Annotated in this window: 16 protein-coding genes; 8 read left to right on the forward strand and 8 right to left on the reverse strand. The window is 56.6% G+C overall.

The annotated features are described in order from the left end of the window. Position 1: 1 nt before the first annotated feature. From ACSC94_RS07095 to ACSC94_RS07105, 3 genes are read right to left on the reverse strand one after another with little or no spacing between them, the layout of a single operon-like run. Complete coding sequence (locus ACSC94_RS07095) at positions 2–1,315, reverse strand: HlyD family type I secretion periplasmic adaptor subunit (protein ID WP_435640148.1); 1,314 nt, start codon at positions 1,313–1,315, stop codon at positions 2–4. Beyond that, positions 1,312–3,495, reverse strand: coding sequence for a type I secretion system permease/ATPase (locus ACSC94_RS07100; protein WP_435640149.1), 2,184 nt, complete (start codon positions 3,493–3,495; stop codon positions 1,312–1,314). Before ACSC94_RS07100 ends, ACSC94_RS07095 begins: the two co-directional genes overlap by 4 nt. Further along, entirely contained in the window at positions 3,488–4,873 is a 1,386-nt protein-coding gene (locus ACSC94_RS07105) for a TolC family protein (protein WP_435640150.1), read from the reverse strand. Before ACSC94_RS07105 ends, ACSC94_RS07100 begins: the two co-directional genes overlap by 8 nt. A gap of 378 nt (positions 4,874–5,251) precedes the next feature. Between ACSC94_RS07105 and ACSC94_RS07110 the strand changes: the two genes are divergently transcribed. The 8 genes from ACSC94_RS07110 (at position 5,252) to ACSC94_RS07145 (ending at position 12,035) form a co-directional block, all read left to right on the forward strand. Then, a complete protein-coding gene (locus ACSC94_RS07110; RefSeq protein WP_435642159.1) occupies positions 5,252–6,427 on the forward strand; it encodes a Re/Si-specific NAD(P)(+) transhydrogenase subunit alpha in 1,176 nt (391 codons plus the stop codon). Further along, positions 6,424–6,849, forward strand: coding sequence for an NAD(P) transhydrogenase subunit alpha (locus tag ACSC94_RS07115; RefSeq protein ID WP_435640151.1), 426 nt, complete (start codon positions 6,424–6,426; stop codon positions 6,847–6,849). Before ACSC94_RS07110 ends, ACSC94_RS07115 begins: the two co-directional genes overlap by 4 nt. 5 nt (positions 6,850–6,854) lie before the next feature. Continuing rightward, positions 6,855–7,124: a hypothetical protein gene (locus tag ACSC94_RS07120; RefSeq protein WP_435640152.1), complete on the forward strand. Its 270-nt coding sequence runs from the start codon at positions 6,855–6,857 to the stop codon at positions 7,122–7,124. A gap of 35 nt (positions 7,125–7,159) precedes the next feature. Further along, positions 7,160–8,557 carry an NAD(P)(+) transhydrogenase (Re/Si-specific) subunit beta gene (locus tag ACSC94_RS07125; RefSeq protein ID WP_435640153.1) on the forward strand — a complete coding sequence of 466 codons (1,398 nt, stop codon included), beginning with the start codon at positions 7,160–7,162 and terminating at the stop codon, positions 8,555–8,557. Between the two features lie 137 nt (positions 8,558–8,694). Then, positions 8,695–9,078, forward strand: coding sequence for a hypothetical protein (locus ACSC94_RS07130; protein ID WP_435640154.1), 384 nt, complete (start codon positions 8,695–8,697; stop codon positions 9,076–9,078). 437 nt (positions 9,079–9,515) lie between these two features. After that, positions 9,516–10,616 carry an alpha/beta fold hydrolase gene (locus ACSC94_RS07135; RefSeq protein ID WP_435640155.1) on the forward strand — a complete coding sequence of 367 codons (1,101 nt, stop codon included), beginning with the start codon at positions 9,516–9,518 and terminating at the stop codon, positions 10,614–10,616. 128 nt (positions 10,617–10,744) lie between these two features. Continuing rightward, positions 10,745–11,749, forward strand: a complete 1,005-nt coding sequence (locus tag ACSC94_RS07140; protein WP_435640156.1) for an alpha/beta fold hydrolase — start codon at positions 10,745–10,747, stop codon at positions 11,747–11,749. A gap of 31 nt (positions 11,750–11,780) precedes the next feature. Then, a complete protein-coding gene (locus ACSC94_RS07145) occupies positions 11,781–12,035 on the forward strand; it encodes a hypothetical protein (RefSeq protein ID WP_435640157.1) in 255 nt (84 codons plus the stop codon). Positions 12,036–12,038: 3 nt separating this feature from the next. On the opposite strand, the gene ligA is transcribed toward ACSC94_RS07145, so the two are convergent. The 5 genes from ligA to lpxC form a co-directional block, all read right to left on the reverse strand. Further along, the gene (gene ligA / locus ACSC94_RS07150) at positions 12,039–14,111 is read right to left on the reverse strand and encodes an NAD-dependent DNA ligase LigA (protein WP_435640158.1); all 2,073 of its coding nucleotides are present in this window, start codon (positions 14,109–14,111) and stop codon (positions 12,039–12,041) included. A 94-nt stretch (positions 14,112–14,205) separates the two neighbouring features. Further along, a complete protein-coding gene (recN, locus tag ACSC94_RS07155; RefSeq protein WP_435640159.1) occupies positions 14,206–15,879 on the reverse strand; it encodes a DNA repair protein RecN in 1,674 nt (557 codons plus the stop codon). An 18-nt stretch (positions 15,880–15,897) separates the two neighbouring features. Further along, a complete protein-coding gene (locus ACSC94_RS07160; RefSeq protein ID WP_435640160.1) occupies positions 15,898–16,734 on the reverse strand; it encodes an outer membrane protein assembly factor BamD in 837 nt (278 codons plus the stop codon). Positions 16,735–16,843: 109 nt separating this feature from the next. Beyond that, positions 16,844–17,857, reverse strand: a complete 1,014-nt coding sequence (locus tag ACSC94_RS07165; protein ID WP_435640161.1) for a queuosine salvage family protein — start codon at positions 17,855–17,857, stop codon at positions 16,844–16,846. Between the two features lie 163 nt (positions 17,858–18,020). Further along, entirely contained in the window at positions 18,021–18,956 is a 936-nt protein-coding gene (gene lpxC / locus ACSC94_RS07170) for a UDP-3-O-acyl-N-acetylglucosamine deacetylase (protein WP_435640162.1), read from the reverse strand. Between the last annotated feature and the right edge of the window lie 108 nt (positions 18,957–19,064).

Genomic DNA, 19,064 nt, shown 5'->3' on the forward strand with positions numbered 1-19,064 from the left:
TTTAAATCTCTGTAAAGGCTTTATCCTTCGCCATTAAAAGCGGCTTGGCTAAATACTCAAGAATGGTGCGACGTCCCGTCACAACTTCGATCATCGCAACCATACCCGGCGTAATCGGCAACGGATTTTCGGCGGTTCCCAGATAATTTTTATCGGTCAAAACTTCTACTTCGAAAAACGTCTTGCCCTCTTCATCGGCGATGCTGTTGGCACCGATGCGAACCAGTTTACCCTGGAGGCTGCCATAACGCTGCGCGTTATAGGCGCTGATCTTGACCTTTACATCCTGACCAATGTCGAGGAAGGCGATATCGTTTGGAGATACGCGCGCGGTGATTTTCAATTCCGGTTCCGCCGGAACGATTTCCACCAATTGCTGGGCCGGTTGAATAACACCGCCAATGGTTTTAATGGCAATATTGTTCACCACCCCATCGACCGGCGATTTGATTTCCGCGCGCGATACACGATCGCCGAGAGATTTAAGGCTTTCCTGCAACTTTGAAATTTCGGTTTCAACGGCGTTCATTTCGCTTAAAGCTTGCGACCGGAAACGATCCTGCTGATCTTCGGCTTCTTTCTTTGCCGCGCTCAATTGCGCTTCCAGACCGGTTATTTTTTGACGGTTGGCATTTAACTGCCCCTGAACATCATTCAGTTCGCGCTCCAACCGGATTTGTTCCAATTTCGGAACGGCTTTTTGCTCGACCATCTTGCGCGTGATAACCAGTTCCTGATTCAACAATCCGGCGCTGGAACTTAAACGGTTAATCTGCGCTCTGGTTTCAGCGATTTCAGCGACGGCCTTTTCGATCTTGTCTTTGGTGATCGATGTCGCATTGGCCAGTTCGCGTTGGCGCGATTCATACAATGCCTTCTCGTTCATGGCGATCGGCATTGCATCTTTCGGGATATCGTCAGGAATAACCAGCGGCTTGCCCGTCGATTCCGCTTCCAATCGCGCGCGCTTGGCACGCAAGGTCAAGCTTTGCGCCCGGGCACCGCCCTGTTCGGATGAATAAAAAACGTCGGACAGGCGCATCAAAACCTGATCCTTGGTCACGCGGTCACCTTCGTGAACCAGCAATTCCTGCAAAATCCCGCCTTCCAGACTTTGGATAATCTGGATTTCACTGGTCGGGACCACCTGTCCCTGACCGCGCACCAGCATATCGACCTTGGAAAACCCGGCCCACAGGAAGAACAGGACGATCAAACCCACAACGCTGTACAGCATAATGGCCGAAGCGCGCGCCGGGCGCATGCGCGTCGCAGCTTCCAATTCGGACATGTAATCGGTTTCACGGATGGTCATGCCGCCCCTCCAGTTTTTGGTGCGGAAATCCCCTGGGCCAGCGCCTGAATCACTTTTTCGCGCGGACCGTCGATCAAAACGCGCCCCTGATCCATCACGATCAAACGGTCCACCAATCCCAGCAAATGTTGACGGTGCGTAATCAGGATCAATGTCTTGCCTTCGGACTGCCCGCGGATATGACGCACGAAAGCCTCTTCGGCCTGCATGTCCATCGCGTTGGTCGGCTCATCGCACACCATGATGGCGGGGCTAAGCAGCATGGCACGTGCCAGCGCAATCGCCTGACGTTGCCCACCGGACAGACCCGCTCCCTGTTCACCCACCGGCGCGTCATAGCCCATCGGGTGGCGCGATACGAATTCATGCACGCCCGACGCCATGGATGCGGCCAGAATTTCTTCCTCGGTCGCCTGCGGACGGGCGATGGAGATGTTTTCACGCACCGACCCACGGAACAGAACAATATCCTGCGCGATATAGGCAATGTTCCGGCGCAAATCCGCCGGATCAATCTGGCGGTAGTCGGTATCATCGGCGAATAATGTTCCGGCCTTCGGTTCATACAGCCCGGTAATCAACCGCGCCACGGTGCTTTTCCCCGAACCAACGCGCCCGACAATGCCGACCTTCTCCCCATGCTCAATGGTAAAGGTGACATCGCGCAGAATGTCGCGGTCGGTATGCGGATAGGCAAAGGTTACATTTTCAAACTTGATCTTGCCGTTCAGCACCGGGCGGTGCAGGAAATTTTTATGCGGCGGGCGTTCCACCGGATTGGCCATAAATTCGTTCAGCGATTTCAGGGCGCGCATCGTCTGGTGATACCGCGACATCAACCCGGCAATCTGCCCGATCGGGGCAATGGCCCGCCCGCTCAGCAACACGCAGGCAATCAACGCCCCCATGGTGATCGATTGATCGCGCACCAGATACATGCCCAACAACACCGCCGCCACGCTGGCCGCTTGTTGCAGGAAGGTGGCAATGTTCACGCCCATGGCGGAATAAAAACGCGATGTTTGCGCATGCGCCGCCGCATCGGCGGCCATTTCGCCATAACGGGCACGCAAACGACCATCGGCCCCAATCGCCTTGATGGTTTCCAGACCGTGAATGGTTTCCACCAGAAGACCGTGTTTGGCTTCCGCCGTGTACATGGTTTTGCGCACCGCCGCCTGCAACGGAATTTGCACCATCCAGCCCACAGCCGCCGCCACGGCAATCAACGACCCCAGCAGCAACGCAATCGGACCACCCAGCACCCAGATGACCGCCAGAAACAACAAGGTAAACGGCAGATCGACCAACGTGGTGACCGTGGCCGATGTCATAAATTCGCGCACGGAATCAAATTCGCGCAACATGTTGGCAAAGGCCCCGCCCGATGGCGGACGGGCCGAGAGTTTCATATCCAGCAATTGCCCATAGATGCGCCGCGCCGCCACCACATCAATTTTACGCCCGGCAAAATCAATGAAGTACCCGCGCAAGGTCCGCATCAGGAAATCAAAACCAAAAATGGTCAGTGCCCCGATCCCCAACACCCATCCGGTTTCCACCGCAGCATTGGGAATAACACGGTCATACACCGTCATGATAAAAATCGGGCTGGTCAGCGCGAACATATTGATCATAACAGCGGCCAGACCAACCTGCCCGTAAATCGCGCTGTTGTTCAGGAACGGACCCCAGAACCAATGACGGTCGGTGTCCTGTAAATGCGGGGCCTGCGGGTCCTGAAATTCGGCATTGGGGTGAATATAGATGACGTACCCGCCATAATTCTTATCCAGCGCATCAATCGCCACATCTTTTTCCGCCCCGGTTTCGGGCAGGAACACGCGCGCCGTATTTTGATCCAGATCCAGCGCCAGCAAAACACACGCCCCGCCCCCCTGCATCACCAAGACAACAGGCAAAGCATAGGACGAAACATGCGTAACGGTTTTGCGTTTAACGATGCTGGTTTTCAGGCCAATGCGACCCGCGGCCTCGCAAAATAAATTCGGGCCCATGCCGCGTTCATCATAGGGCATACCGGCATGCAAAGCTTCGGCCGAGCGGGCATGGCCAAAATGCCCGGTCAGAAAAACCAGACAATTCAGAAGCGGATCGACCGATTGCGCCGATGGAATAACAGGATGTTGTGTTGGCGAATCCACAGGTGCGTCATTCATGCGCCGCGCCCGTTTCCGCTTTTGCATCTTCGTGCGCTTCGTCCTGCGCGTCTTTCTGGTCATCTTTCTGGGCGGATACGATGCTCATCGCATCTTGTAAATCCCCCATATTGGCCAGCACGGCATATTGCGCGGCCAGATGACGGTAATCGGCATTCACAACACCCAAACGGGCATTGAAATTGTTGTTTTCCGCCTGCAACAGATTCAGCAACGTCACCCGTGCCGCTTCAAACTGCTTTTCATAGGTGGTCAGAAGGTCTTTGGTTACACCAACACGGTCGCGGCCATTCTCCAAACGATCCTTAGCGGCCTGCATTTCGGCATACGATGTACGGATCTGGCGTTCGATATTGCGGCTGATTTCATCGCGGCGCGCTTGGCTTTCGGCATAACGGCTGCTGGCCTTACGAATGCGGGCCAGTTCCGCCCCACCGGTGGAGAATGTCCAATCCATGCGCACGACGGCTTTGGCATCGACCACTTCGCCACCGATAATATCGGCTTGGTCTTTTTTCAGGTAAGACAGCTCACCACTGAAATCGGGGTAGAGCGCCCCCTTCTCGGCCTCCGCATCGCGGGCGAAGGCTTCCTTCGTTTCATCGGCCACGCGCAAGGCCGGATGTTCCTGCAACGCCATGGTCACGGCCGCATCCACATCCGCCAAAACGGCATCAGACGGCAAATCCGGACGGATCAGCGGATCGGCCGGTGCTTGCCCCACCACTTCGCGGTATTCGGCGACGGCCTTGGCAAATTCGCCTTCAATTTCGACTTGCGTGCTGTCCAGTTGGATTTGGATGTCATGCGCCTGCACCGCCATGGATTCATCGGCGGCGCCCTGCTCCACCATGGAATCAATGCGCGTGCGGTAATCGGCGATCAACTTGTTATGATCGGTAATCATCGTTACGGCCTCTTTGGTCCGCAACACATCGAGATAGGCCAGCACAACGCGCAGACCCAGATTTTCCCGCACATCAATGACATTGCTTCCAGCGGAACGCACGCGCGCATCGGCCGCATCAACACGATTGGACGTTTCCAATCCATCCCAGATCATCTGGCGTACGGCCACGCTGCCTTCATACAGCCATGAATACCCGGCACCCCGTTCAACGGTCAGGCCGCGGCTGGTGCTGTTGTCGCCATAGATGCGGCCCATCGCGCCATTGGCGTTCAGTTCAGGATAGAAACCGGATCGCTGTTCCTGTTTTTCCTCAGCATAATAATCCTGGCTCTTCATCGCGGCCCGCACCGTGGGGTGCGCGTTCAGCGCCGAGACCATTGCATCCTGCAACGTTTCCGCCTGCGCGCCCGCGGCAAAGCCAAAACCCGACACACCCGCAAGGACAGCAAACGCCGCCGTGCGCGCCAACAAAAAGGCCCGCGGGGGGATAGACGGGAAAAGTTTCAATGACATGGACATACAGGAGCGCGTTCGTTTTATAAGAACAAAGAATAGCCCCTTGAATCTAAACAAAAACGCAGCAACAGGCAAGGCCGCAGACCGAGATGCAGGCCAATTGCACCGCGTGCGTGCAGTGCGCCATCGATACGCGCCCCACAAATCCCGATTGTCAGGGGCGCAGGCTTCACAAAAAGCGCCATATCTGCCATGGTTTTACGGCGCGGCGATCGCGCGAGAATCAGATGAAAAAGCAAATACCATAATGATTTTTCAGAACATCGATTCTTTTCAAGCAGACCTCCGGCCTACGCGCCGGATTTATCAAGGGATCTTACGACCGTGAGTCTGACACTCTTTATTCCCAAAGAAACCGCCCCCGCCGAGCGCCGCGTCGCCGCCACACCCGACACCGTCAAAAAACTGATCGCGCAAGGATGCAGCATTCGCATTGAACGGGATGCAGGGACGCAATCGTCCATTCCCGACGCACTCTATAAAGACGCGGGCGCGACGATTATCGATAACGCGGCCGATGGCTTCGCGCAGGCCGATATCGTCCTGAAGGTTCAGGCCCCCACCACCGACGAAGCCGCCAAGATCAAAAAAGGTGCGTTGCTGGTGTGCATGATGGCCCCGTACCAGAACGCAGATTTGATTGGCGCATTGGCGAAACAAGGCATCGACGTGTTTTCGATGGAGCTGGTGCCCCGCATCACCCGGGCGCAGGCGATGGACGTTTTGTCATCGCAATCCAACCTGGCCGGATATAAGGCGGTTCTGGATGCCACCGAACAATTCAACCGCGCCTTCCCCATGATGATGACCGCCGCGGGCACCGTGCCCCCGGCCCGCGTCTTTATTATGGGTGTTGGCGTTGCCGGATTGCAGGCCATTGCCACCGCCAAACGTCTGGGCGCCATCGTATCCGCCACCGACGTGCGCGCGGCGACGAAGGAACAGGTTCAATCCCTCGGCGCGTCATTCGTGATGGTTGAAGATGAAGAATCCAAAGCCGCCGAAACCGCAGGCGGGTACGCCAAGGAAATGTCCGATGCGTACAAAGCGAAACAAGCGACCCTGATCGCCGAAACAATCGCGAAGCAGGACATTGTGATTACCACCGCATTGATCCCCGGACGCAAGGCCCCCACGCTGGTCACATCCGCCATGGTAAAAACCATGAAACCCGGATCGGTGATTGTCGATCTGGCGGTCGAGCAAGGCGGAAACTGCGAACTGTCAAAAGTTGGGGAAGTGGTTGATGTCGACGGCGTGAAAATTGTTGGCCACCGTAACGTGCCCAGCCGCCTGTCCGCCAACGCCTCGGCGCTGTATGCGAAAAACCTGCTGAACCTTCTGGGCCTTGTGTTGAACAAGGACGGCGCGAAGGACATTCCGTGGGATGACGATATTATCAAGGGCGTGGCCCTGACCCGTGACGGTGCGTTGATCCATCCGCAATTTGGCGGCCCCCAACCTGCACCGAAAGAACAACCGACAGAGAAGGCAGCCGCACAATGACCAGCGAATCCCAAACCGATTTGAGCAATAACGCCGTCGATCTGGCCAACGCCGCCCGGTCATTGGCTGATCAAGCCGCCACACTGGCCATGCAAGCCGGGCAAACCATATCGGATAGCGGCGCGGCCCATGGCGGCGATGCGTTTCTGATCACCGGATTGACCGTATTCGTTCTGGCCTGCTTCGTCGGCTATTACGTGGTGTGGAAGGTGACGCCCGCTCTGCACTCCCCGTTGATGGGTATTACCAACGCGATTTCATCGGTCATTATCGTCGGCGCATTGATCGCCGCCGGCCCGTCCGATTTTTCATTTTCAAAGGTTCTTGGTTTTCTGGCCGTCATGCTGGCCTCCGTCAATATCTTTGGCGGCTTCATCATCACGCGGCGCATGCTGCATATGTTTAAGAAAAAGGGAGCATAAAAAGAATGAACATGAAACCGCACCCATCCAAACCGATGGATATCACCATTGAATATACCGGCCCCATCAATGGCTATGCCTTGTGGGAGAAGAAAAGTTCTCTCAGCAATGCCTTCAACTCCATCTCTGGCATTCTGAACCGCCATGGCGCCACGCTTTATAAAGATAGCTGGACCATTTACGACCCGATTGCAGATGCATCGGTTCCGACCGCGAATGTACGGTCACTGTTATTTGAACTGCGCCCACTGGGCTTTATCGTCCGACGCGGCTGACATCGTCTAAACACCATCTTTAGGAATAGATAAACATGGCATCGCTTGCCCCCCTCTTCTACCTGATCGCGTCCGTCTGCTTCATCATGGCGCTGCGCGGATTATCCAGCCCGGAAAGCGCGCGCCGCGGTGTCGTTTACGGCATGGTGGGCATGGCGCTGGCCGTGGCGACCACGTTGATGATGCCCGGCGTTGTCTCTTACTTCTGGATTATCCCGGCCATCGTCATTGGCGGATCGATCGGGACGGGCATTGCCCTGAAAATCCAGATGACCGCGTTGCCGCAATTGATGGCGGCCTTCCACTCGCTGGTGGGTCTGGCGGCTGTGTTCGTGGCCTCTGCCGCATTTACAAACCCGGAGGCTTATAATATCGGCCAATCCGGCGCGATCCGCCTGAACAGCCTGATTGAAATGGCGCTGGGCACGGCGATTGGCGCGGTGACGTTCACCGGGTCCATCATCGCATGGGGAAAATTGCAGGGCACGATTTCCGGCAAGCCGCTGACCTTCCCCGGCCAGCACAAGCTGAACGCGTTGCTCGGCTGCCTGCTGCTCTTCTTCCTGATCATGCTGTGTGTGACGCAAAGCGGCATCTGGTTCATCGCCATCGTTGCCCTCGCGCTGGCGCTGGGCATTCTGATGATCGTTCCGATCGGCGGTGCGGATATGCCGGTGATTGTGTCGATGCTCAACTCTTACTCCGGCTGGGCGGCGGCGGGCATTGGCTTCACCCTGCACAACAATTTGCTGATCATCGTCGGCGCGTTGGTCGGGGCATCGGGTGCAATCCTGTCCTATATCATGTGCAAGGGGATGAACCGCTCCTTCCTGAACGTCCTGCTGGGTGGTTTTGGGAATGATGCGTCGGCCTCCGGTGGTCCGGCGGCGGATGCGGGCGATCGCCCGGTGAAAATCGGCTCCGCTGATGATGCGGCCTATATCATGAAAAACGCATCCAGCGTCATCGTGGTTCCGGGATACGGCATGGCCGTGGCCCAGGCCCAGCACGCCCTGCGCGAAATGGCCGACATTCTGAAGAAAGAAGGCGTCAGCGTAAAATACGCCATCCACCCCGTCGCGGGCCGCATGCCCGGCCACATGAACGTGCTTCTGGCCGAAGCCAACGTGCCGTATGACGAAGTGTTCGAACTGGAAGACATCAACCGCGACTTCGCCCAAACCGATGTTGTCTATGTCATTGGTGCCAACGACATCACCAACCCGGCGGCCAAAACCGACCCGACCTCCCCGATTTACGGCATGCCCATTCTGGACGTGGCAAAATCGAAAACGGTGCTGTTCGTCAAACGCTCACTCGGCTCCGGTTACGCCGGTGTGGACAACCCGATGTTCTATCAGGACAACACCATGATGCTGCTGGGCGATGCCAAGGCGATGACGGAAAGCATTGTCAAAGGGTTAGAACACTAACCCTTTCTAGAAAAACCACAAAAATACACCAAATGGGGCGCAAAAATCACATTTTGCGCCCCATTTTTGCCCCTTTCGACCGTGAGAATGGGAACATAAGGTTTTTAACCGTCGGATCTTTAATCGGAGTGGGATCAATGAAAAATATCAAATTATACGTTCTGGGTACTGTTCTGGTCAGCGCGTTGAGCGTGCCTGTTGCTGTGCGTGCCGAAGAGATTGCTGGCGATGCCGCGAATGATGCGATGAAACGCCCGCCTGCTGGCGAGCGTATGATGGAAGCGCTGGACACCGATAAATCCGGCGACGTATCGCTGGAAGAGTTTCAGGCCAAACACGCCGAACAATTCAAAACCATGGATGCCAACAGTGATGGCAAATTGACCAAGGATGAAATTGGCAAAGCCCACGATGCACGCAAAGCCAAAATGCAAGAGCGTATGCAGGAAAAACGCGAGCAAATGAAAGATAAAGCAGCGAAAGACGCGGCCCCTGCAGAAGAAGCCCCGAAAGCTGAATAACGCATAAACAATTCCCCGCACGGATTTGTTTTGGGCCTGTTCCTCCTCCCCCGTTGGTGGCCCACTTACAAACAATCCGTGAACCCGAACCCCGGATCAGTGTCCCCCCTGATCCGGGGGTTTTTTATTTGCGCGTTGCGGGTGCAACGCTTTTTTATGGACGCATTGCGAGTGCAACGCTTTTTTATGGACGCGTTGCGAGTGCAACGCTGGGGCCTGATCCGGGGGTTTTTTATCTGCGCGTTGCGGACGGGCCCCTAAATCCCGGCCCTTTCGCACCGCAAAACCCCAAAAAACTTGACAATCCCGTCAATTTTCATAACAATGAAACCAAGTTTTAAGGCCCGCCCTGCTACAAAAGGGGCATCACAAAAAAACAGGCCATAAACAGGGATTAAACCCGGACATATTCACCGGGTTCTGCGTGGGGAGAGCATATGCCGGCAGTCCGCAGTCTGACTGACAATTTCAATCGCGTCAGCAAGCCGCCCGAGGGTTGGCACGAATCCACGTTCCTGAACGCAGAGAACCAACACATCCGTTACGCCCACATCCCCGCGAATACAGCGCCCGGTGAATCACCGCGCGGCACCGTCGTGTTGACCCACGGCTACGGCGAATTTGTCGATTTGTATTACGAGGCGATCAAGGAATATCAAGCGCAGGGTTTCAATGTCTGGGCCATGGACTGGCAGGGCTTTGGCGGGTCTGATCGTGATAATCCCAAAAAACCGCATCTGGTCGACGCACAGGGCATGAACCAGCACGTTCGCGATCTGGATCAATTTGTACACAATGTTGTTCAGCACGATAAAAACACACCGCTGATCATGTCGACCCATTCGATGGGCGGACATCCCGGCATGTTGTATCTGCAACGCCATCCGGGCGTTTTTGACGCGGCGGTGATGAGCGCGCCAATGTTTGACATTCACCGTCTGGGCGCTGGGCCATGGGCACGCCCGCTGGTTCACACCCTTTTCAACACGGCATCACGCGTCGGATTACAAGACCGCCCCGTCCCCGCCTTGGAAGGGTTGCTGGCCAAGGTCGGCGGCTGGCAGGAAGAAGACGGACGCCGCACCGTCGGCATGCACAATTTGCGCGAAGTGTGGAGCAACGCCATCCGCGCCCGCGCGCCCGAACACAATATCGAACGCCCCAGTTTTGGATGGATCAATTCCGTTTACGACACCGTGGGTGAACTCAACGACCCCGCCAATCTGCGCAAGGTCACCATTCCCGTCCTGATCGGCAGTGCCGGGCACGAAACGCTGGTCGATAATGGCGCCCATACCCGCGCCTTGGCCGCCCTGCCCAATGCAAAACACATCACCCTGCCCACGGCGGGGCACAGCCTGTGGCTTCAGGATGAACCGAATTATACCCGTTGGGCATCCGGCGTGAATGGCTTCCTGGAATCGGCCATGAATGATTTTTACAGCCGCCGCAACGCATCCATCCCGTTGCCACCACCGGACCCGGCCCAGATCGTCACGCGCGGGCCGCACCCCATCCTGAACGCACCCGCCGCATAGCAGCAAAACACCCGCGAAACCGCGTTGAAAAATATAAAAAACGAGAGAAATCCGCCTTCTTCCTTGCATAAGGGGCATCGCCGTTTTACCCTTCTGGGAGTTTTAGTATAGGCATTCATAGTCAGACCATGGACCGTAAAACAGATCATCCCGATCTCAACCCCCGTTTCCTGCAACCCGATGGGTGGCGGTGGCATAATTTTACGAATCCGCAAGGCCGCACCCTGCGCTTCGGCACGGTCAGCCCGCGTGACAAAATTCCCGATGCCGTTGTCGTCTGCCTGCCGGGTCTGTCCGAATTTGGTGAAAAATATTTTGAACTGGCCCGCGATATGCTGGACCGCAATCTGGCCTTCTGGGTTCTGGATTGGCAGGGTCAGGGAAAATCTCACCGCCATTTGAACAACAAACACCGCCGTTATTCCACCGGGTTTGACGATGATGTCGCCGATTTGCATTTCTTCCTGAATGAATACGTGAAACACGCCGCGGTTCAACCGGATGTGGGCCGCATTCCGCTGGTCATGCTGGCCCATTCCATGGGTTGCAATATCGGGCTGCGCTATCTGTCGCATCATCAGGATATGTTCGCCTGTGCCGCGTTCTCTGCCCCCATGCTGGGCATTCAGGCGTTGAACATACTGCCGCCGCGTGCGCGCTTGCTGTTGACCGGCATGTTTAATGAAATTGCCGGAACACACTACGTCTTTGGCGGCAGCGATTGGTCCCCGGCGGATCGTGATGACCCGAAACGCAACATCTTTTCATCACACCCCGGCCGTGCCGCCATTCACAATGCGTGGAGCCGGTTTGACCCGACCCTGCAGGTTGGAAATGTCACGTTCCGCTGGTTACACGAGGCGGTCAAATCCTGCGCCCTGTTACAACAGAAAAACATTTTGGAAGATATTCATACGCCCTGCTTTATGGCGTATGCCCAGAATGAAAAACTGGTCGACAACGATGCCACGCGCACCGCGGCCGCCCGTATGCCACACACCAAGGTTCTGGAGCTGCAGGAATCATTGCACGAAATTTTGATGGAACGCGACCCGATCCGGAACGTGTTCCTCAACGGATTTGACGAATTGTTGCAGCATAATAAAATTCGCGATCAGCGCACGCCCTTTTAAAAAACAAGAAGAACAATAAATGGAGTCAACAATGACCACCCCGATTGATAACAAAGCCCTGCGCGAAGTGCGCCTCAGCGATCGCATCCTCTACGCGCTCGAACTGGCCCTGTCTCAGGAAGATGTACAGGTGGCCGAGATGCTGACCCGCGCATTGGAAATGTCGATGACCCGCAACACGGGCGGCGGTGAATTCGTTGAACGCCGCGATTACCCGGCGGAGATCGAGGAAGCGATGCGGAAACTGCACGCGCTGAAAGCCCGCAAGGGTGTTGCCGGGCACTAAGGCTTACAGCCCCGCAATCAATTCCGCCCATTCGGCTTCGGTTAAAACGGCCACGCCCAATTCGCGTGCTTTGGCCAGTTTTGACCCGGCATCTTCGCCCGCCACGACGTAATCCGTCTTTTTCGACACGGACCCCGCCACCTTGGCCCCCAGCGATTCCGCGCGGGCCTTGGCCTCACCCCTTGTCATTGTGACCAGCGTGCCCGTAAAGACAACCGTTTTTCCGGCCACGGGGCTGTCACCCACCTGTGGCGCGACATAGGGCGCGATGGTGAGTTGGGCCAGCAAATCATCAACAATCACGTGGTTTTTCTGATCATTGAAAAAGCGGATTAAATCCTCGGCCACACTGGGCCCAACATCTTCCACGCGCAGCAAATCCGCCACCGCATCCGATTCCGGGTCATACGCCGCGCGCATCGCGTCATACAGCGCATCAAACGTGCCGTAATGCGCCGCCAGACGTTTTGCGGTTGCCTGCCCGATCTGACGAATCCCAAGGGCATAGATAAAACGATCCAGCGGAATGGTGCGGCGCGCATCAATCGCATCGAACAATTTCTTGGCCGATTGATCCCCCCACCCCATACGGGCGCGAATGGGCGTTAAACTACCGCGATCGCGTTCCTGCAATGTGAAAATATCCGCCGGGCTGCGGACCAGACCATCATCCCAAAATTCACGAATGATTTTATCGCCCAGCCCTTCGATATCGAACGCATCGCGGGACACGAAGTGTTTCAATCGCTCCACCGCCTGCGCCGGACAGATCATGCCGCCCGTGCAACGGCGCGCCACTTCCCCTTCGGGCCGGACAGCGGGGGAACCGCAGGCCGGGCAGGTTTGCGGGAATGCGTATGGCGTCGCGTTTGCCTCGCGCTTATCCATCACCACGCTGACCACCTGCGGGATCACATCACCCGCGCGTTGAATCACCACATGGTCGCCAATACGCACATCCTTGCGCGCTATTTCATCTTCGTTGTGCAGGGTGGCGTTGGACACGACGACACCGCCGACCGTGACAGGTTCCAACCGCGCCACGGGCGTCAACGCCCCCGTCCGGCCCACCTGAATATCAATGCCATGCACAATGGTCACGGCCTGTTCCGCCGGGAATTTATGGGCGATGGCCCAACGCGGCGCACGCGACACGAACCCGAGACGGGATTGCAGATCAAGGCGGTCCACCTTGTACACCACACCGTCAATATCGTAATCCAGATCCGGGCGCAGATTCATAATCTTGGTATAATATTCAAGAATCTGGTCCGTCGTTTCGCACAATTGCGCGGGCTCGGCCTCGGCAAAGCCCATGTTCACGAGCGCCTTGCGAATACCCCATTGCGTATCAGAAATTGGCGCGGATACATCCCCCAGCGCATAGCCGAAAAAGCGTAAAGGGCGCGATTGCGTGATGGACGAATCCAGTTGCCGCACACTGCCCGCCGCCGCGTTGCGCGGGTTGGCGAAGATGGGCTTGCCCTGTTCTTCCTGCCGCGCATTCAGCGCCATAAATTCATCACGGCGCATGTAAATTTCACCGCGCACTTCCAGAATCTCGGGCACATTTCCCTTCAATGTTTGCGGCACATCGCGGGTGGTGCGGACATTGGCGGTAATATCCTCGCCCTCGGCCCCGTCGCCACGTGTTGCGGCCTGCACCAGAACACCGTTTTCATAGCGCAGGGAACAGGACAACCCGTCAATCTTCGGCTCGGCCACCACCGCGATTGTATCGCTGAAATTCAGGAAACGGCGCACCCGGTCGATAAAATCGGTCACGTCCTGATCTTCGAACGCATTGCCCAGCGATAACATGGGAACACTGTGGCGTATCTTTTTAAATCCGGCAGCGACCGGGGCGCCGACCTTGTCTAAATCTTTTTTGGATGCGATTTCCGGATATTGCGCGGCAATATCAAAAAACCGTTTTTTCATCCGGTCATATTCGGCATCGGAAATATCCGGCGCATCGTTCTGGTGATAGGCAATGTCGTGCCGTTCCAGCTCTTTCACCAGATTTTTATATTCGGCGATAATTTCGGGTGGGGTGTTGAAAAGGGAGTTATTCACAATACACCCCCGTCGTCATACCGGCGAAGGCCGGTATCCATACGATAGATTGAATGGACCCCGGCCTTCGCCGGGGTGACGGTTAGAGTTTTCATTACCCCGCCTTCGCTTCCAGCAATCGATCCGCCGCCGCCCTGGCTTCGGTGGTGATGGTGGCGCCGGACAGCATGCGAGCAATTTCTTCGCGGCGTTCGGCCAGTTCATCCAACGGAATGATTTTCGTGGTCAAATCTGCCCCGCCCGATTTCATCACGATCAAATGATGGTTGGCCCGTGCGGCCACCTGGGGCGAATGGGTAACGACCAGAATTTGTTTCTGCCCCGACAGGCGGGCCAGACGTTCACCCACGGCATCCGCGGTTGATCCGCCAATGCCCGTATCCACCTCGTCAAAAATCAGCGTGTGGGCGGCACCCGTATCGGCCATCACAACCTTCAGCGCCAGCATAAAGCGCGCCATTTCCCCGCCCGAGGCAATTTTATTCAGCGGGCCGGGGTCAGACCCCGGATTGGTGGCGACCAAAAACTGCACCCGGTCCATGCCCGTCGGGCCCCACAGCGTTTCATCATCCGCCGCATCGACACGGGTGAAGAACCGCGCCTTGTCCAGTTTCAATGGCGGCAATTCGGCGGCGACCAGCGTATCCATTTTCTTAGCGCATTTAATGCGAGCGGCAGAAATTTTCTGGGCTGCGGCTTTATAATCTGCGCGCGCGGCATCCACCGCCTTCATCAGGCCGGCCAGAATATCATCGGTGCGATCGGCCAGACGCAATTTTTCGGTCATCTCGCTATGCAGGCGTGGCAAATCATCCGGGCGGCAGCCAAATTTCCGCGCCGCGCCGCGCAGGGCATAAAGCCGATCTTCCGCCGCTTCCAACGACATATCGCCATCGCTCAACGACGATGTCATGGATTCAATATCACGCACGGCGTCCTGCAGCGCGCTGGCGGCATTATCCAAGGCGGCCAGAACCGGATCAATCGAGGCCGGAGCCTTGTCCCCGATGCGGGTCACAACACGGGCGGCGGCGGCGATGCGCATTTCCGCGCCTTCGTCTGAACTGATCGCCTGCCACGCTTCATCCAGCGCGCTGAGCACATGCGCCTTGTGCTTCATCGTTTCGCGGATGGTCAGGAGATGATCTTCCTCCCCCTCCTCCGGATTGAGCTTGTCCAGCTCAGCCACGGCATGGCGCAAATATTCTTCTTCGGCGCGGGCTTTTTCGGCCTCGATCTGTGCGGTTTTCAGGGCGTTGCGCGCATCGGACCATGTATTCCATTGCCGGTTCAGCGCCCGCACATCGTTATGCAGCCCGGCGTAATCATCCAGCAAATCACGGTGCGTTGTCGGGTCCAGCAGGCCGTGCGTATCAAACTGGCCATGGATTTCCACCAACTGGTCGCCCACCTGTTTCAACAGGCCAACGCCAACGGGCTGGTCATTGATAAAGGCCCGGCTGCGCCCATCGGCCCCCAGCACACGGCGCAGGATCAGCGTGTCATCGCCCGCAATGCCCTGTTCGTTCAACAGGGTCAGAACGGAATGTTTGGAATCAATGTGGAATTCGGCGGTGACGCTGGCTTGATCCTGTCCCTTGCGGACCAGACCGGAATCGCTGCGCGCGCCCAAGGCCAGACCGAGTGAGTCGAGAAGGATGGATTTGCCCGCGCCGGTTTCCCCGGTCAGCGCACAAAAGCCACGGTCAAACGCGACCGTCAACTGGTCGATCAAAACGATATTGCGGATGGTCAGCGTGACGAGCATTCACCAACCCCAGATGCATCAATTCGGTTTAAACAGGGAATCGACCGTACGATCGACAAACCCGCGTTCGTCCATAATCTTCTGGCGCATCGCGGGATCGAGCAATTCATACGTATCTTCGTACCACGGGCTGCCCGGATAGTTATAACCGAGAACAGCGGCCACGCGCGTGGCTTCATCCGTCAAGCCCAGCGTGATATAGGCCTCGACCAGACGGTGCAGCGCCTCGGGCACGTGGGTGGTGGTCTGGTAATCCCGCACAACAACGCGGAAACGATTAATAGATGCGTTGATTTCACCACGGGTCAGGTAATACCGCCCGATTTCCATTTCCTTGCCAGCCAAATGGTCCAGTGTCAGATCGCGTTTCAGGATGGCATCGCGGGTATAGCGACTATCCGGAAAACGGCGGATCAGCGTATCAAACGCCTTCAACGATTCATCCGTCATATATTGGTCGCGGGCCACATCGCTGATTTGTTCATAGAAGCACAGCGCCTTCAGGTACAACGCGTAATCAATATCCTTGTGCCCCGGGTGCAGTTCAACGAACCGGTCCAGCGACAAAATGGCTTCATCATAGCGCATGCTTGAATACTGGGCATAGGCCGCCATCAATTCCGCGCGCACCGCCCATTCGGAATACGGGTGCTGGCGCTCCACTTCCTGGAACAAGCGGGTGGCTTCGCGGTAATTCTGCGCATCCATCGCGGCGGCGGCATTGGTGTACAATGTTTCCACCGGCGTATCGACTTCGTTCTTTGTATCTTCCTTGTTGCCCGTGCTGGAGCATGCAGCCGTGGCCAGCAAAACCGGCACGCACAGGATGGGGAGAATTTTGGTAAAACGCTTCATGACACACCCGGTCAAAATCTACGGAAATCCATTGAAATTCATAGCCCGAAGCCCCCCGGATTGAAAGGGGGAACGGGGCAGAAAAGCCCCCTTGTCAACAGGCCGATTTTCAATAAAACCGGGTGCGGGTGCGGTGCGGCGGGGTCGCCATATAACGCGGGTCTTCGACCGAGCGGTGCCACAGCACATGGTCGATATCCATGACCCGCACGCCCTTGATGGCGCAAATCCGCTCCACCGCCTCAACGGCGCAGGCGCGCAGCTCAATCTCCTCATCACTGCCTGCGGGGATAAAGTCCCCGGCGGCAATCCGGGCGGCAAGATCGTCGGACAGGGTCAAAACCCCGTCAGTGACCAGAACATGGGGCACGGCATTATCGGCAAACAGGGTCAGGCGGTCCATATCCCCGAACAAGGGGCGGCCATGGCGGACGAAGGCCAGATGCAAATCCGCCGCCGCAATCTGGGCCCGCTTATAAAATGGAATGGCCCGGCCATGATAATTGTGAACATCCTGAAACCCCGGCAATTCGGCCAGGCGGCACACCAACCGCGCCGCATGCCCGTCGGCATCCTGCACCAGTTTCAGGAACGACCCATCAAAATGATTTTGGACAAAGGTGCCCAGCTCGTTCAGGGCCGCGGCAAACAACACCGCCACCTCGGTCCCCACGGTACGGTGCGGCAGGCCGAAAATGCGGTGACAATCCAGAACGCTGAGGCCCGCCATGGTGGACGCATCCATCGACCCCTGGCTTTCGAAATGATATTTCAACGCCGTGGACACGGTGTAGTAAATGGAATGGTCGCGCAGACGCCACCCCTCCTCCACCAACGCGGCTTCATACCCCGATCCGAAATTGATCGCCTCCAGCGCCATGATATAGGCGGCCAGAGATTCCAGGTCGTTGCTGTCGTAATGGTGATCAAGATCGAGAACATTATTCGGCGCGCGCGGCGATAAAGTTTGCGCGTAATCGCGCAGGACCCAGTCATTGATGGTGACATGTTGCGCATGATCGGCAACGAAACGGCACCCCTCACGCACGCGGCCAAAAACATCGCAAGGCACACCCGGATTATTCAATACGCTCTGGTTCGTTTTTTTGCGAAAGGGCCACATACAGGTTCTACTTCGTATCGTATTGACGAAAACGCGATAAAAAACACGCCCCAAGCTCACCGTCAAGAGAGTCTTGAAGCATGTCGCATAACATCTTGTTTTTCATGGAAATCAAAGCCCGGCGCGATTGCGAAACGATCCGCACCGGAACATGTTTTTAGGATCAGGCAATCGCCACGGAACCCACGCGCGCATCATCCGGAACGGCGGACAGCACACCATCGTTCATCGCATCATATTCGACGAACAAATCAACCGGAACCCAGGCGCCCGGCGTGGAAAACAGAACGTGCAGAATCTGATTGTTCAGGGCATGACCAGCCTTGAACCCGTCATATTCCCCGATGATCGGGCCACCGGCCAGATACAGATCACCGATCGCGTCCAACAATTTGTGGCGAATGAATTCATCCACGAACCGCAGGCCGCCATCATTCATAACGCCCGCATCGTTCAACACGATCGCGTTATCCAGCGAACCGCCGCGTGCCAAACCTGCTGCGCGCAGGGCCTCGACTTCCTGTACGAAGCCAAAGGTGCGGGCATCGGCAATGTCGTGACGGAAATTGCCGTTGACCAGACGCGTTTGATAGGTCTGGTGCCCGATGGACGGGTGGTTAAAATCAATGGCACCGCCGAACACGGCCCCGTTGGACGGGCGCAGACGCACGACCTTGTCGCCGTCACGCACTTCAACTTCTTTCAATACGCGGATGGCGCGGCGCGGGGATTCCTGCGCCTTCGTTCCGACGGAATCAATCAGCGCCACGAACGGTGCGGACGAACCATCCATCACCGGAATTTCCGGGCCGTTCAGTTCGATCAGCGCGTTGTCCACGCCGCAACCGCGCAACGCGGCCATCAAATGTTCGATTGTTCCAACACTGGCGCCATTTTTGTTGGCGACCACGGTGCACATGCGCGTATCAACCACATGATCCCAGCGGGCGGGAATGTGGTTATCGCCGTTCGTCACATCGGTACGGACAAACACAATGCCATGATCCGCCCCAGCCGGGTTGATCACCATGGTGACATCGGCCCCGGAATGAAGGCCCACACCAACGCATTGTACGGATGATTTCAAAGTCTGTTGCATACGCGTATTACACCACCGGAAGGCCCGGCCCAATTGGAAAGAGAGATCTCGTAGAGTGACTATATAAGACTCTGATTTTCCAAAACAAATCACGCTTTATTGCGGTTT

Origin of the sequence: Micavibrio aeruginosavorus (genome assembly GCF_051245535.1) — a bacterium.
Taxonomy (GTDB): Bacteria; Pseudomonadota; Alphaproteobacteria; order Micavibrionales; family Micavibrionaceae; genus Micavibrio; species Micavibrio aeruginosavorus_D.